Annotated in this window: 15 protein-coding genes; all 15 read right to left on the minus strand. The window is 49.7% G+C overall.

The window, feature by feature from the left end:
• Nucleotides 1-97: 97 nt before the first annotated feature.
• Nucleotides 98-796: a 30S ribosomal protein S2 gene (rpsB, locus tag ACLB09_RS07755; RefSeq protein WP_410769226.1), complete on the minus strand. Its 699-nt coding sequence runs from the start codon at nucleotides 794-796 to the stop codon at nucleotides 98-100.
• A 259-nt stretch (nucleotides 797-1,055) separates the two neighbouring features.
• Nucleotides 1,056-1,658, minus strand: a complete 603-nt coding sequence (locus tag ACLB09_RS07760) for a hypothetical protein (protein ID WP_410769227.1) — start codon at nucleotides 1,656-1,658, stop codon at nucleotides 1,056-1,058.
• Nucleotides 1,655-2,275 (minus strand): hypothetical protein, encoded by a 621-nt coding sequence (locus ACLB09_RS07765; protein WP_410769228.1) that lies wholly within the window; start codon nucleotides 2,273-2,275, stop codon nucleotides 1,655-1,657. The genes ACLB09_RS07760 and ACLB09_RS07765 overlap by 4 nt, the downstream gene beginning before the upstream one ends.
• Nucleotides 2,276-2,345: 70 nt before the next feature.
• Nucleotides 2,346-2,666, minus strand: a complete 321-nt coding sequence (locus tag ACLB09_RS07770) for a hypothetical protein (RefSeq protein ID WP_410769229.1) — start codon at nucleotides 2,664-2,666, stop codon at nucleotides 2,346-2,348.
• A gap of 84 nt (nucleotides 2,667-2,750) precedes the next feature.
• Nucleotides 2,751-4,160 carry a DUF342 domain-containing protein gene (locus ACLB09_RS07775; RefSeq protein ID WP_410769230.1) on the minus strand — a complete coding sequence of 470 codons (1,410 nt, stop codon included), beginning with the start codon at nucleotides 4,158-4,160 and terminating at the stop codon, nucleotides 2,751-2,753.
• A gap of 45 nt (nucleotides 4,161-4,205) precedes the next feature.
• Nucleotides 4,206-4,994, minus strand: a complete 789-nt coding sequence (locus tag ACLB09_RS07780) for a FliA/WhiG family RNA polymerase sigma factor (protein WP_410769231.1) — start codon at nucleotides 4,992-4,994, stop codon at nucleotides 4,206-4,208.
• 15 nt (nucleotides 4,995-5,009) lie between these two features.
• On the minus strand, nucleotides 5,010-5,429 hold the full coding sequence (locus ACLB09_RS07785; protein WP_410769232.1) for a hypothetical protein: 420 nt from the start codon (nucleotides 5,427-5,429) through the stop codon (nucleotides 5,010-5,012).
• Between the two features lie 2 nt (nucleotides 5,430-5,431).
• The gene (locus ACLB09_RS07790; RefSeq protein ID WP_410769233.1) at nucleotides 5,432-5,929 is read right to left on the minus strand and encodes a chemotaxis protein CheD; all 498 of its coding nucleotides are present in this window, start codon (nucleotides 5,927-5,929) and stop codon (nucleotides 5,432-5,434) included.
• Nucleotides 5,922-6,515: a chemotaxis protein CheC gene (locus tag ACLB09_RS07795; RefSeq protein WP_410769234.1), complete on the minus strand. Its 594-nt coding sequence runs from the start codon at nucleotides 6,513-6,515 to the stop codon at nucleotides 5,922-5,924. The genes ACLB09_RS07790 and ACLB09_RS07795 overlap by 8 nt, the downstream gene beginning before the upstream one ends.
• 36 nt (nucleotides 6,516-6,551) lie before the next feature.
• Nucleotides 6,552-7,013 (minus strand): chemotaxis protein CheW, encoded by a 462-nt coding sequence (locus tag ACLB09_RS07800; RefSeq protein ID WP_410769235.1) that lies wholly within the window; start codon nucleotides 7,011-7,013, stop codon nucleotides 6,552-6,554.
• A 57-nt stretch (nucleotides 7,014-7,070) separates the two neighbouring features.
• Nucleotides 7,071-9,140 (minus strand): chemotaxis protein CheW, encoded by a 2,070-nt coding sequence (locus ACLB09_RS07805; protein WP_410769236.1) that lies wholly within the window; start codon nucleotides 9,138-9,140, stop codon nucleotides 7,071-7,073.
• Nucleotides 9,141-9,169: 29 nt separating this feature from the next.
• Entirely contained in the window at nucleotides 9,170-10,609 is a 1,440-nt protein-coding gene (locus ACLB09_RS07810) for a chemotaxis protein CheB (protein ID WP_410769237.1), read from the minus strand.
• A 32-nt stretch (nucleotides 10,610-10,641) separates the two neighbouring features.
• Nucleotides 10,642-11,529, minus strand: a complete 888-nt coding sequence (locus ACLB09_RS07815) for a MinD/ParA family protein (RefSeq protein WP_410769238.1) — start codon at nucleotides 11,527-11,529, stop codon at nucleotides 10,642-10,644.
• Entirely contained in the window at nucleotides 11,526-13,013 is a 1,488-nt protein-coding gene (flhF, locus tag ACLB09_RS07820; protein ID WP_410769239.1) for a flagellar biosynthesis protein FlhF, read from the minus strand. The genes ACLB09_RS07815 and flhF overlap by 4 nt, the downstream gene beginning before the upstream one ends.
• Nucleotides 13,010-15,046 (minus strand): flagellar biosynthesis protein FlhA, encoded by a 2,037-nt coding sequence (gene flhA / locus ACLB09_RS07825; protein ID WP_410769240.1) that lies wholly within the window; start codon nucleotides 15,044-15,046, stop codon nucleotides 13,010-13,012. Before flhA ends, flhF begins: the two co-directional genes overlap by 4 nt.
• Nucleotides 15,047-15,069 lie beyond the last annotated feature (23 nt).

Consider the following 15,069-nt stretch of genomic DNA (forward strand, 5'->3'; position numbering starts at 1 on the left):
AATCACTTCTTAAAAAAAGGGTAGTGAGAGGTTTGACACCTACCAACCACCCTTTTTAATTTAATTCATCTGGTGCTCATTTATGTTCTTAGCGATATTAGGCAGTAGTTTGCTCGCCTTGGTTCGCTTCGATTACGGCATCAGCCATTTTGCTGGTAAGCAATTTAACCGCGCGGATCGCGTCATCGTTACCAGGAATTACGTAGTCGATTTCGTCCGGATCGCAGTTAGTATCAACGATACCTACGATTGGGATACCCAATTTGCGGGCTTCAGCAACCGCGATGCGTTCTTTACGAGGATCGATAATGAACAGCGCGCTAGGCAAGCCCTTCATGTTCTTGATCCCGCCGAGGAATTTCTCGAGACGATCTTTTTCTTTGCGAAGAATGATTACTTCTTTCTTAGGCAAGACAGCGAAAGTACCGTCTTCTTCCCAAGTTTCCAGTTGCTTCAAACGGTCGATCCGTTTTTGAATCGTTTGGAAGTTGGTCAGCGTACCGCCGAGCCAGCGTTGGTTAATATAGAATTGACCAGCGCGTTCCGCTTCTTCTTTCACGGAGTCTTGAGCTTGTTTCTTCGTGCCAACGAACAGAATGGTGCCATTCTCTTCAGCTACGCTTTTAACGAAGTTGTAAGCTTCTTCAACTTTCTTGACCGTTTTTTGCAGGTCGATAATGTAAATACCGTTTCTTTCAGTGAAGATATAACGATCCATTTTCGGGTTCCAACGACGTGTTTGGTGTCCGAAGTGAACGCCTGCTTCAAGCAGTTGTTTCATGGAGATTACTGCCATCTTCACGCACCTCCTAAGTTTGGTTTTTTTGATGCTTCCTCCGAAAGTTTCATCTTCCGCCAAGACTCTCAATCGAGAGCACCGTTCGCGAAATCAACTTCCGTGCGTTATAACACCGTCAATTAATATACCACAAGTAAAAACTCGATGCAACCGAAGTTTATAGTACCAATCGGCAAATAATACGAAAATCCGCAGAAAAGAGATAATACAAAAAAAGCTCCTTCATAGGAGCTTGAAAGAGCTTGGAGGTTCTTCCCTATTTCCCGGTGCCCGGTGAAATCTTGGAAATAATGGAGTTGTAGTCTTCTCCGACTTCAAATGTAAACGTGCCGGTGCGTACTTTGGTATTGATGTGCTTTGCCTTCGCTTGTTTCAGAAAAGCTTCCTTATCACTGATAACGCCTGCCTTATGCAATCCTTCCGCTACCCCTGTCAGGGTACTTCCGTAGGCGATTTTGTACTTTACCGACCCTTTGTCAGGCTCTTTCGGAGATTCCGGAGTGGCTGTCTCAGGGACTGCGAGAGATCCGCTTGGGTCTGAATCCTCGGGATCGGCAGGTGCCGCAGGTGTATCCGGAGCTTCAGGATCATCCGGATCCTTAGTCTCGTTTATACCGCCAGCTTCCCCTTCTTCAGGCTGCTCTGTCTCTTCGGACTTCGCTTTCCACTCTTCCTCTGTAAGCAGTTCCTGATTGGTTTCGACCACTTTCAAATTTAATGCAGCCGCAGCTTGCTCAACTTGTTCTCTTGTCTTTAATTTCCCGGCCTGTCCCTGGCCGATCAGCATCACTTGCAGAAGCAGCGCCCCCACGATGAGTCCGATCCCCAGACCGGTCATAAATTGACGATTTCGAATCACCGGGATTCCTCCCTTTTCGCCAGCTGAAGAATAAGTTGGACTTCACCTCTCTGAATACCGATCGTTTTGGCGATCGTATCCATAGACTTTCCTTTGGCATGTAATTCGAACAATTCAGGGTACCGATCGCGTACCGATTCGGCGGCCTCCGGTTCGGCAGGAATATCCTCAGTGAGGTTTGTTGAATGGCTCTCCGGCTGATTCTCCTCAACAACGGTCAACGGCACTGTTGCAGTTACTTCAGTCTGCGGACCGTTTTCAGCCGCGGCTGCCTGGCTGGAAATCGCTGCAGAAGCCAACTCCAGCGGCTCCAGACGGGATGCATTTTGCCTTGCCGTATATTCCACATCGCCCAAGCGCTGGCGAAGTTCAGCAATCTGTTCCTGATGAGCCAACTGTTTGGATGTCAAATCCTGCTTCATCTGCGCCACGAGACCGATCAATTCTTCATTTTCTCTTTCAATCTCCGACATAAACTGCTCCAACGTCGCCTCGAGTTCTCCAGTCCCTGCCGGCTTTATCTCCGTGGCGGATTTACGCCCCGGAAGCAGGAGTGCATAAACAAGCGCGGCTGCTCCCAGCAGAACAATATAAAACAATGGCTCTCCGAATGACAATGTAATCCTCACCTCTTGCTGAAAATAAAATAACCGCTGCCCCGAGCAAAAACTTTAGGATAAACTACAGCTAAAAAGACAAATCGACGTGCCGCCCCTTATAAGGATGCTCAGCCGGATGTCCCTTTTCCGATTCTTCCTGCTTTTCTCCGGGGGAAGCTTGTCCTTGGCGTTGATTACCCTGGGAGTCACCCTCCCGCTTTACAGTCGTATTGTGTGCGCTTTCGTCAACTCCCGAACTCCGGTGCCGTTCAAGTTCACGTTCCTTGACGTTTTCCATTGAAAGCAAACTCTGATCGATCATAGGTCTCTGCTGTCCTTCATGCTGAATTCGCCCCAACTCATTGGTTCGAGGAATGGCGATTTGCATTTCTACGGCTTTCAAATCCATAAGATCACCCCATGATTTCATCGACATACTTGCCGGATACCAAAACGCAAGAAACGAAACAGCTTCGCTATCGCGGTGAACTTCCTATATATAGACCGACATGGTAATATCGCCTTCACTAAAATAAAACGACATGCGCGAGATCGGCTCTTTAATATACTTGGTGTAACGGCCGATAACGATTTTTGAACCGCCATAAATCATTTTCAGGACGTCTACCCGCGCTTTGCCGGTGTCCTCCAGCGCTTTTTCGATATTAAGCATCCGCTCTTTCAAGTCGTTCATTTCCTGGATATGCGACTTTTTGGTCAATCCTAGCTTGGAGCGCATTTCTACCTTGTCCGGAGACAATTTACCTAAAGAAGCAAGCTGGTCCAACAGGGTAAGCGCTTTTTCCGATTTGTCCAGATTAGCCATGATATCTTTGACTTGCTGACGTAAATCCATAAGTTCATTGCGGAGTTCCGGCAAAACGCCTACCTCGATCGAAGTAGTCGTTGACATCGGATTGCCGATAATTCGTGCCGTAACTCTTTCTCCGGCTTGTATGCTCCCGCCGACGATCAAACCTTTGGTGCCGCTGCAAATTACATCTCGTCCCGCGCGGATATTGGAATGCATGATACTCTGCGTGACAACCACATCTTCACCGGCCAATACGTTGCCGTCTTGAATGAACGAGCTTTTGACCGTATGTCCGGCTTTGATCAAACCCTTGTTGTAACCGATAATTCCACCGGTAATTTCAATCGAGCCTTCCGCATATAGTTCAGCTCCCTCAACGCCGCCAACAACACGAATATCCCCGGCTGCCGTGACTTTAAAACCAGTCAGAACATTGCCGCGGATAACTACCGTACCTACAAAATCAATATTACCGGTGCTGTAATCGACATCACCGTTAATTTCATAAACCGGGAAAACATTCAGCTTCCCCTTATCCGTCTGGGTGACCAAGCCGTCAATCGCCGCATACATGGCATTTTGTTCAGGATTAAGAACCACGTTTTTGCCAATCTTGAATCTGGCTTCTTTACCGGCTTTATTCGGTATGGGTTCCCCCGTAACCGCCGTTCCGGGGCGTCCGGGAAGGGGAGGAACCAACTCGGCGATCAGCTGTCCTTTACGGACATTATTCAGACGAGTGACATCTTTGAAGTCCACTTTACCATCATCGGTTTCGATTGGTTTGTACCTCACGTCGTCGTCCATTGGAACGGCATAACGGATTTTGCCGTCTTCCCCCTGCTGAGGCTCAACGCCAATCGCAATCGGGGTTTTGCTGAAAAAGTATTCCTTCGGATTGACAGAGAACCGTTTCACGATATCTTCCTGAATTCCGTATTTAATGCCTTGGGCATGCAGAAATTGATGCAAGGTGTCCATAGAACAGGAGAACTCTTCTTCCTTCTTAATAAACTGCAGGTAAGCGACCGTCTTGTCGTCATTTATCGTGATACTAAGGATTTTCCCTAAATCATCCGTAAACTCCATGAGTCGTTCCTCCTTCCATCTACTTTTCAGAGAATAAATCCACTGCTAATCCTCCCGCATGAGCAGATCGCGTTGCTTTTCCAGGCTGCCGCGGAGCCGCAAAATCGCCTTGGAATGCAATTGCGAGATCCGGGAAGGCGATAGAGACATCACTTCGGCGATTTCGCTCAGTGATAGATCTTCATAATACAGCAGCGAAACTACCGTGCGTTCCTTCTCGGTCAATTTTTCGATCCCTTTAGCAAGCGACTCACGCAAATAGAACTCCTGGACTTTATAATCCGGATTTTTTGCTTTATCGTCAATCAGCAAGGACAAACGGGTCTCCGACTCCTCTTCGCGGATCGGGTCTTCCAGAGAGCAAAGCGTCATAACTGCAACTTCTTGAAGCATCCCCTGGAACTCCCTTTCGCTGATGCTCAAATGCTCGCTCATTTCCGCATCCGTGACGGACCGAAGATACTGCTGTTCCAACTGCTGATAGCCTTCTTCAATTTTTTTGGCTTTTTCTCTTACGGAACGGGGAACCCAGTCCCCCTGGCGAAGTCCGTCCAAGATAGCTCCTCTGACTCTCCAAGAAGCGTATGTCTCGAATTGAAGGCCGCGTTTATAATCGAATTTTTCAACCGCGTCAATCAATCCCATAACTCCGTTACTGGCCAAATCATCCTTGGAAACATTCTTGGGCAGACCGATAGCCAGACGTCCCGAAACGTAGTCGACAATATGCAAATACTTCTCGATAAGTTGTTTCTTGGCCTCCAAATCGCCGTGTTCTTTCCAACTTTCCCAAACGTCAGCGTAATTCAGAGGGGATGTCTTCCGCTCGTTCAATTGCCTTCACCTTCCTTATTTTTCTGTCAGGTGACGAACGACCTTAGCCAGCTCTTCAGGATCTTTGTCGTCAATGGTTTTAACTAGTTTTGGCGGTTCGAGTGGTGTAAACTCCGCCTGTGACTGGTCGTCTGGAGTCTGTTTTAATAGATCGTTCAATTCCTCGCTTTGATCCGGCGTGGTCAAGTCGAGATTGCTTCCTTTGTCCTGGTCCTGCAATGCTGCAGAAAGTTCATCGACATTCGGTACGGGCTCCTGTTCCTTCAGGAAATTAATTACCCAATTTCCCGCAAAGCTGAGAAGAAACCATGCCACAAATCCAATTAACCCGCGCATCAAGCTCGTCGTAAACAAGTTGTTGCCGGCTGATACCGCGTAGGTAATCAAAAATCCGATAAAACCAAATAAAAAATAATAGCGAATTTTTCCTGTCATGGCTACAATTCCTTTATACCCATTTGTACACTGCGTATGAATAATATACCCGTTTCACAGTCGAGTTCGATCGTCCGTCCGTAATTTCCCCCCGTATCTTCGGCAAGGAGTGGAATGCCAAGTTCCGATAGCATCGCTTTGCAGGATTCCGCATTTCTTGGTCCGATCCGCATCGAGTCTCCGGTTCCGGCAAAAGTAAACATCTGCGAGCCCCCGGCCATTTTTGCGACCAGACGGCTTTGGGAAGCGCCGAGCGCCGTAAGTTTGCGAACCAACTCAGGTAAAGCGGTATCGGCGTACTTGGCAATGTTCAGCGCCCCCTCTCTGGCGATTTCAGATGAAGGAAGCATGACGTGGGCGAGCCCTGCCATTTTTAAAAGAGGATCAAATAATGTTACCCCGACACATGATCCTAATCCTGTGGTGCGGATTAACCCCTGCCCGCGAATCACATTCAAGTCTGCCATGCCTACTTTAACGATATGCTGCTCATCAATCATGATCCAGTGGCACTCCCAGAGCAGCGAAAATTTTTGCAAAGGACTCGGGGTCTGGAATCAGGAAAAATTGTCCTTCTACCTCATGCTGGCCTTCAATAAAAGTTGTATCGATCAGCATGGCGGAATCGCCCATTTCTCCGAATTGCAGCAGCCCATAGCTTAATATTGCGCCCGCCATATCCAGCGCAAGCGCCGGAACGGTCGGTGTCATCGAAAGTGATGTAAAGTCGGCCAGGGAAGAGATGTACGATCCGGCCAAAATGTTACCAATCTCCGACAACGCAGACCATTCCATTTCCGAAAAGCTGTCTTCGCTCTCGACTTTTAGACCGGCAAGACGGTGCAGCAGCTTTTTGGCCGCTTCCGGGCTAAGAATGAAAAACAAGTTCCCCGGCGTATCGCCTTCAACCCGGAAAAACACGGCAAGAACGATCTTCTCGGCACCGCCTACCCGCTCCGCGACCGCTTCGAACGGTAGCATCTGGACTTTAGGAACCGCCATGTCAATCGGCTTATCCAGCAGTCGAGAGAGCGCGGTCGCCGCGTTTCCGGCACCGATATTGCCGACCTCCTTAAGTACGTCCATCTTGAATTCCTCTAAGTCCTTAAACAGATCCACCGTTTATCCCTCTAAACTTTCCAATTGAATAATTTCGCTGCGGTTCAATACTTCCGACAAATTCAGCATGACAAGAAGACGTTCTTCGGACAAGCGCGCCACGCCATGGAGATATTTTGCTTTGACGCCGCCCACTACATCTGGAGGAGAGTCGATGTTATCCGAATTCAGATCAATAACGTCATTTGCGGAATCAACGATAAAGCCTACCTCCAGCTCATTGGCCGCCACGATGATAATCCGGGTTTGGTCGGTGTGTTCCGCTTCAGGCAAACCAAAACGACCGCGCAAATCAATGACCGGAATTACTACGCCCCGCAAATTGATGACGCCTTTGACAAATGAGAATGTCTTGGGCACACGGGTAATCGGCATCATGCGTTCGATCGTTTGTACCTTGTCCACTTCGATCCCATATTCTTCTTGACCCAATTTGAAAACGATGACTTTAATTTCCTCTCCCATGGAGATCCCTCCTTATTGGTCCCGGCCCATGCATGGCTTCCGGGTTGAATAGCTGTCTTATTTAATGAAAGCATTAGGATCTATAATTAGAGCGACTTGCCCATCCCCTAAAATGGTAGCTCCGGCTACACCTTGAATTGCCGGCAAATATTTACCCAGATTTTTGATCACGATTTCGTTTTGTCCGATAAAGTCTTCAACGGTCAGTGCCGCAAGCCGGTCTCCCTTACGAACGACGACGATTTCCGTTTCGTCCTCAGCCTTCTCATCGAAGTCTTTGACGTCAAACAGCTCGGCCAATGACATCAACGGAATATGGGAATCCCGGTAAGAAATCATCGTGTAGCCGTGCACTTTGCGGATTTGATCCCGTTTGATAAGTCCTGTTTCCACGATGGATGACAATGGGATCGCGTACTTTTCCGATCCGACTTTGATCAACATCGCCGAAATGATCGACAGTGTCAATGGAAGCTGAACGGAGAACTTCGTTCCCTTGCCAAGCTTGGATTCCACCGACACGACCCCGCTCAGGGATTCAATCTTGGATCTCACGACGTCAAGGCCAACGCCGCGTCCGGAGATGTCGGAGATAACTTCCGCCGTACTGAAACCCGGTGCAAACAGAAGCATATATACTTGCTCGTCCGTAAGCGAAGCCGCTTCACTTTCGCTTACTACCCCGTTCTTCAGCGCTTTACTGAGCACCTTATCACGGTCGATACCGTATCCGTCATCCTCAATCTCAATGAACACGTGGTTGCCGCTGTGGAACGCACGCAGTTGAACCGTACCGGTCTCAGGTTTGCCGGCGGCAATACGCTGGGCCCCCGACTCCACGCCATGATCCACCGCGTTCCGCAGCAAGTGAACCAAAGGATCGCCGATTTCGTCGATGACCGTACGGTCCAGTTCAGTTTCGGCCCCTACGATAACCAGATCGATTTTTTTATCGAGCGATTTGGCAAGATCCCGGACCATTCGCGGAAACCGGTTAAAGACGGAATCGATTTGAACCATCCGCAGCTTCAAAACAATATTTTGCAAATCGCTGCTGACCCGGCTCATATGTTCCACCGTTTCGGTCAAGTCGGAGCGCTTAACTTCGTACGCCAGCTGCTCCAACCGGGAACGGTCAATCAGCAGCTCGCTGAATAGATTCATCAACACGTCAAGGCGATCGATATCGACCCGGATGGTTCTGGAAGGAGCGGCGCCGCCGGAAGGACGGGCGTTTCCTTTGCCTTCTTCCGCTTTAGCCGGCTTGCTTGCGGCCGGTTTTCCGGCATCCTTGGCAGTTGGCTCCGCAACTGCCGAAGTTGCTGCGGTTTCTTTGACCCCTGCGTTCAACTGGCCCAGCGTTTCATCATCCAGAAGCGCTACATGGGCGGAATCGATTTCCGAAAGGTTCATGATCATGGCTTGAAGCTCGGCAGCCTCTTTTTGAGTTATGTAATAGAGAGAGAAGCTGCGATCGAATTGTTCCTGTTCAATTTCTTGTACGGAAGGATAGGATTTAACAACTTCACCATAGCGCTCCAGGAGATCGAACACCAGATATGCCCGGGCCGCTTTTAATTGACAATCTTCGCGGATAGCCACATCAATGTACATGACTTTGTGCCCTTCGGCAATCGATTGTTCAAGTACGGAGTACTGATATTCATCCAATTGAATTGCCGCGCCGCTTCCTGCGGCAGCCTTATCTGAAGCTTTACTGCCGGTACCTTGTCCGGAAGGTGCCATGTCTCCGCGGACGATCGCTTGTAGAGAAGATACAATCGCACTTACGTCCTCTTTCCCGTCCCCGCCTTGGGTAATATCCTGAACCATGGATTGCAGTGCGTCGAGACTTTGAAACAAGGTGTCAAAAATAAAATCCTGCATCTTCAGTTTTTCGTTACGCACCAGGTCCAGCACGTTTTCCATTTGATGCGTCAGGGAAGACAAATCCTCATAACCCATCGTGGCGGCCATGCCTTTCAGCGTATGGGCGGACCGGAAAATCACCTGCACAATCCCGAGATCGTCAGGACGGTTCTCTAATTCCAGCATATTTTCGTTTAATGATTGTAAGTGATCGTTCGACTCATCGATAAACATGGATAAATATTGGTTCATGTCCATGGTGAGGCACCTCCTTCAAGAGATTCCGTTTATTTCACAACTTGAGCAAGCCTGTAACCAATTTCGTGCAGCGGTAATGTTTGACTCACGCAGCCCAATTCGATCGCTGAACGGGGCATTCCGTATACCACGCAGGTTTCTTCACTTTCCGCAATCGTCGATGTCACACCGGCATCGTACAACCGTTTCATACTTTTTGCTCCGTCGCTGCCCATTCCGGTTAAAAGAACGACGTGCCTCTTCAGCGATACCAAGGGCAGAAGCGAATCGTACAAAACGTCCACGGACGGCCTGTGCCCATTTCGCGGATCATCGTCCGTTAATGACAATTTAAAGCCGCCGTCCGCATCACTGATGACGTTTAAATGATATCCGCCGTGAGCTACGTAAGCCGTACCCGCCTGCAGCCTCATTCCTTCTTCGGCCTCCACTACGGTTAATTCGCTCAAGCTGTTTAACCGCTGGGCAAGCGACTTCGTGAAATTAGGCGGCATATGCTGCACGATGACGATCGGGGCCGGAAAATCGGCAGGGAGTTTTTCCAGGACGGCCTTTAGCGCTTTGGGACCACCGGTCGAGGTACCGATGGCGACCAGATCGGTAAAATCCATCCGGCCCGCCTTTGAATGACGTCTCTCCCGATCCCGGGCAGCATGTTCCAGTTCCGCAGCCTGCCGGGCCGGCGGTTCGTCCAGCCGCTTAACCGGTCTTTCCACCCGCGATGCATCATTCACGCTACGCGCCTTAGAAGGTGCCATCCGATCCGCTGCTTCCTTATCTCGTTTTCGCGATTCCTCCGGCTTTGCCTCCGCCACGGTCGGCTTGCCTGCGGCAGAACGTTCGATAGTCTTGCGCAGGTCCGGAATCTCCTTGTCCAGCGGATTGCGTTTTGTACGCTCCGCTACGGAGCTCCGATCCATAGGCGGCTCCAGTGTCTTGCGTGATTTCGTTTCAGCCTGCGAGTTAACTGGTTTTGCGGAGCTTGAAGCCGCAGGTTTCCGGGGAGCCGGCGGTAGCCGCTCCGGTGCCTTGGACTGCAGTGCCGCATTCCTTGCTGCCCTTCGCTCTTTAGCCAACATCGCAACCCGGATTTGTTCGCGAAGCTCCCGTCCGACCTGTTCGATATCATGCGAGCTGGTTGATGCCGAGGGTTTGCGGATAAAATCAAATGCTCCGAGTTCAAGCGCCATGATCGTTTCGCGCATTCCCTGCTCATTAATACCGGAAAGCATGATCACCGGCAAAGGATGCCGTTCCATAATGTGTTTTAATGCCTCAAGCCCGTTCATTTCCGGCATTTCTACATCCATCGTCACCAGGTCCGGAGCGAACAACTCAATCAATTCGATCGCTTCGCGTCCGTTTTTTGCCGTCCCGTTCACCTGAAACTCCGGGTCCTGTTCGATAAGATCGGATACAATTTTCCGCATAAACGCCGAATCGTCAACCACCATCACCCGATAAGGCATATTTCGTTCCACTCCTGTTCCTTTATACAGAATCATTTTGCGCGTTTAAGCCATTTATGCATAAATCCTTTGATTCCTGACAAAGTATCATTTGACCTAACTTGTGGAACATCCATATACTTCATAGCCAAACGCTGTACGTCTCGTGCCGCTGCACATCCGGGGAAAGCAGCTGAAAACGGAATCTGTCTTTTTACCGCTTGCATGACATGAGCATCATCGCTCAAGTACCCCAGTGTAGGAATATTAATGTCCAAAAACTGTTTCGCGACCAGGGAGATTTTATCCGCCACCTGCCTGGCTTCGCTTTCACCGGAAACCCGGTTTATTACTAGCCGGAACGAAACATCCATTTCCAGGCCGTGTACCACTTTGATCAGCGCGTATGCATCCGTAATCGAAGTCGGTTCCGGTGTCGTAACGACCAGGCATTCATCGGCAGCGGTAATGAATTTCAACGTTTCTTTCGATAGACCCGCCCCGGTATCAAAAATGATGAAGTCCATCTCTTCCGAAATTTGCTCAATTTGAGAAGTAAAATAATTCAGATCACTTTCCGACAAACTGAATAAATCCGCCATACCCGAGCCGCCTGCTATGAAAGGAAGCCCACCTGTACCGAGCTCGATAATCTCGAGAATGTCGCGTTCTCCTTTTAACAAATGATACAAACTGTATTTCGGTCGAACTCCCATCAATACGTCAATGTTGGCCATCCCGATATCAGCGTCGAAAATGAGTACTTTACGACCGAGTGCTTTTAAAGCAAGAGCAAAATTCAGAGTGAAATTGGATTTCCCTACCCCGCCCTTGCCGCTACTCACGGTAATAATCCGGGCTGCACGTTTTTTGCCTGATGGTTGCTCGTCGGAATCCCTTGCCGATACCAGTTGCCTAAGTGCATGTGCCTGGTCGTTCATGAGCCCTTGGCTCCTAAGATCAGATCAAGCAGTAATTCGCGGTCTGCCGAAAGTAGATCGTCAGGTACGTTTTGTCCATTGGCAATATAAGAAACCCTCAATGGATATTCGTGAATCAAATTGTACATAGGGCCAACGCTTTCCGTCTCGTCCAGTTTCGTGAAAATCACTTTGTCCAACCCGTACCGGCTGAAATGTTCCGTAATCTTCTTCATGTCTTGACTTTTGGACGTGAGGCTGAGTACCAGATAGGTTTCGCTTTGCTCCGAAGTAGCTAACAGACTGTGCAGCTCGGCAACATGAATTTCATTCAAATAGTTCCGCCCCGCCGTGTCCATCAAGATCAGATCGCAGTGGGAAAGCCGCTGCATCGCTCTCTGGACATCCCCGGGAGACTGTACGACTTCAAGAGGCACGTTCAAAATCGAAGAATAGGTACGAAGCTGCTCGATTGCCGAAATTCGGTACGTATCCGCGGTTATAAAACCTACCTTTTTGTGTCCCCGGAATATTTGGTCAGCCGCCAATTTTGCAATGGTCGTCGTTTTGCCCACTCCGGTAGGTCCTGCAATATACACGATTCTGGTGTTATTGCGAATTCCATCCCCGACGCGTTCTTGCAGGAAAGAAGCCGCTTCCGATCTGATGAGCGAATTCAGTTCTTCCTCCGTTAACGATTTACCGGAATCCATCCAGTGACTGTATGCGGCGTCGATCCATTGCTCAATCAGGACGGGCGATAGCTCCTGGCTTTCCAGCCGGTTCTTGATCGCCGGGAGCGGGTCAGGCAGTTCCCGGTTCTCATGCTGTTGCCTGGCCAATTGTCCGATCCAGGATTTCATCTCCCGGAGTTCCTCCAGAAGCCTTTCTTCTTTCAGCCTCATATAATCGGCTTCCTTGGTAACCGTTGAAGCGGCGGGGGCGGGAGAAATTTTCTGGTTCAAATCGGCCTGGCGCAACGCTTCGTCCCATCTGCTGGCTGCCGTCTCTTCTCTGACCAGATCAGGTTGTCCTTTTGCAGAAGCGGTGTAGTCAAGTTCCGCAGTCGGCACCCGCACAGGTATCTGTACCTTCGGAGTCTCCTTCTCTTGCTTCACAGGGCGTTCCTGAAGTCCCGCCTCCGGCAATGGATTGCGTGAGGTTTGAGCGGTTGCCGTTACGGTAGGTTGAATACCTGCTTGACCGGGATCCGCCCCCGATGAGGCGGCCGCCAGTTGCGAAGATTTCCGGTAAGCATCCGGAACCGCCGCTCTTGCAATCGGTGCTGCTGCGGTTCGAATCGGTTGAGGCTTCGGCTTGGCTGAAGGTGACTCACTACCTTCCGAAGCTGCGATAACCTCGATTTTCTTTTTGCCGAACAAGCCCATAAATCCGCCAACCTTCAGCTCTTTGGTGCTTAAAATGACGGCATCCGCTCCGAGTTCGCTGCGTATTTTGGACATGGCATCCGGCATCGTGTCGACGATATAACGCTTTACTCTCATATGTTCACCACTCCGACACTCTGAATTTCCACATTAGGTTCAAGCTCACTATAAGACAATACCGGAATATCCTGCATACTTCTTTCAATTATCTGGCGTAAATACATCCGGATCGTAGGTGAAGTCAAAACGATCGGCTGCTGACCCGACTGCAAAAGACGGTTGATCTGCTCCGAAAGCTTTTGGAAAAGACTTTGGGTAGACATCGGATCCAGCGCCAAATAACTGCCTTGTTCACTCTGCTGAACGCTGTCCGCAATTTTCTTCTCCAGCGTAGGTCCTACCGTTATGACACGCATCGTTTCACCTTGTTGAGTGTATTGCTGCGTGATTTGCCGGGAAAGCGACTGTCTGACATATTCCGTCAATACATCCGGATCCTTCGTGTAGGACGCATAATCCGCCAGCGTTTCGAAAATCGTCACCATGTCGCGGATCGAGATTTTTTCACGAAGCAGCTTTGCCAGCACTTTCTGAACATCCCCAACCGAGAGCAATGAAGGAATCAACTCGTCCACCAATACGGCATAGTTCTCTTTGAGATTGTCGATCAACGACTTCGTCTCTTGACGGCCCAAGAGCTCATGCGCATGCTTCTTGATCAATTCCGTAAGATGCGTAGCAACGACCGACGGTGGATCAACGACCGTATAACCCGACAGCTCTGCGCGATCCTTGGTAGATTCATCGATCCAAAGTGCCGGAAGTCCGAAAGCCGGTTCCTGGGTCTCAATACCCGATATCGAATCGTCATCCATCCCGGGACTCATCGCCAAATAGTGATTAAGTAATAATTCACCACCGCCGACGACATTTCCTTTAATTTTGATGACATATTCATTCGGTTTTAGTTGAATATTGTCGCGAATCCGGATAACCGGAACGACAAGCCCCATTTCCAAAGCGCACTGGCGCCGGATCATGATGATCCGGTCAAGCAAGTCGCCGCCCTGGCCCGTATCTGCAAGCGGGATAAGCCCATACCCGAACTCGAACTCGATCGGATCGACTTGCAGCAAGTTGATAACGCTCTCGGGGCTGCGAACCTCTTCGATCTGCTGTTCCTCTTCCTGCATCTCCTGCTGGATTTGTTGGAGATTCATATTTTTTTGCATTCTTCTCCCCGCAAAAATGAGCAATCCGGCAAAAGGAAGGGTCGTCCACGGACCGATCGGAGTGAACAGTCCAAGCATGCCGATCGTTCCCGCAACGATATAGATCAATTTAGGATAGGAGAACAGCTGTCCCGTAATGTCGTCGGCCAGGTTTCCTTCGGAAGAAGCCCGGGTAACGATAAGGCCCGAAGCCGTTGAAATCAGCAACGCCGGAATCTGGCTAACCAGACCGTCCCCGATCGTCAGGATCGAGTAAGTTGATAACGCCTCTCCGAACGGCATGCCGTGAATGGACATCCCGATAATAAATCCGCCGATCAGGTTAATCAGGAGGAGAATAATACTGGCGATGGCATCGCCCTTAACGAATTTACTCGCCCCGTCCATCGACCCGTAGAAATCGGCTTCTTTCTCGATTTTGTTCCGGCGTTCCCGCGCCTGCTGTTCATTGATCAGGCCTGCGTTGAGATCCGCATCGATACTCATCTGTTTCCCCGGCATCGCGTCGAGGGTAAAACGGGCTGCCACTTCGGCAACGCGTTCCGAACCTTTGGTGATAACGATAAACTGCACGACCACCAGAATCAGGAAGACGACAAAACCGACAACGGGCTCCCCTTGGGATACCCATGAACCAAAAGTGGCGACAACGTCGCCGGCTTCGGCCTGTCCCAGAATCAGCTTGGTGGTTGATACGTTTAGCGCCAATCGGAATAACGTTGTAATGAGCAGCAGGGCTGGAAAAATATTGAATTGCAATGCTTCCTTGGTGTTCATCGCCACCAGCAAAATCATTAAAGCTATCGATATATTAATGATGAGAAGAAAATCCAGCAGCAAAGTCGGGATCGGGACAATCATTAATAGAACAATACCGATAACGCCGACTAGGACGAATATATCTTTGAACTTCTTCACCGGTTCTTCCTCCGATCCCGAAC

It is taken from the genome of Fontibacillus forbon, assembly GCF_046559655.1.
Taxonomy (GTDB): domain Bacteria; phylum Bacillota; class Bacilli; order Paenibacillales; family Paenibacillaceae; genus Fontibacillus.

Excerpts from the sequence above, each read along its gene's own strand:
- rpsB (WP_410769226.1), bottom strand. The coding sequence starts at position 796 with ATGGCAGTAATCTCCATGAAACAACTGCTTGAAGCAGGCGTTCACTTC.
- ACLB09_RS07770 (WP_410769229.1), bottom strand. The coding sequence starts at position 2,666 with ATGGATTTGAAAGCCGTAGAAATGCAAATCGCCATTCCTCGAACCAAT.
- ACLB09_RS07775 (WP_410769230.1), bottom strand. The coding sequence starts at position 4,160 with ATGGAGTTTACGGATGATTTAGGGAAAATCCTTAGTATCACGATAAAT.
- ACLB09_RS07785 (WP_410769232.1), bottom strand. The coding sequence starts at position 5,429 with ATGACAGGAAAAATTCGCTATTATTTTTTATTTGGTTTTATCGGATTT.
- ACLB09_RS07790 (WP_410769233.1), bottom strand. The coding sequence starts at position 5,929 with ATGATTGATGAGCAGCATATCGTTAAAGTAGGCATGGCAGACTTGAAT.
- ACLB09_RS07795 (WP_410769234.1), bottom strand. The coding sequence starts at position 6,515 with ATGGACGTACTTAAGGAGGTCGGCAATATCGGTGCCGGAAACGCGGCG.
- ACLB09_RS07800 (WP_410769235.1), bottom strand. The coding sequence starts at position 7,013 with ATGGGAGAGGAAATTAAAGTCATCGTTTTCAAATTGGGTCAAGAAGAA.
- ACLB09_RS07805 (WP_410769236.1), bottom strand. The coding sequence starts at position 9,140 with ATGGACATGAACCAATATTTATCCATGTTTATCGATGAGTCGAACGAT.
- ACLB09_RS07810 (WP_410769237.1), bottom strand. The coding sequence starts at position 10,609 with ATGCCTTATCGGGTGATGGTGGTTGACGATTCGGCGTTTATGCGGAAA.
- ACLB09_RS07815 (WP_410769238.1), bottom strand. The coding sequence starts at position 11,529 with ATGAACGACCAGGCACATGCACTTAGGCAACTGGTATCGGCAAGGGAT.
- flhF (WP_410769239.1), bottom strand. The coding sequence starts at position 13,013 with ATGAGAGTAAAGCGTTATATCGTCGACACGATGCCGGATGCCATGTCC.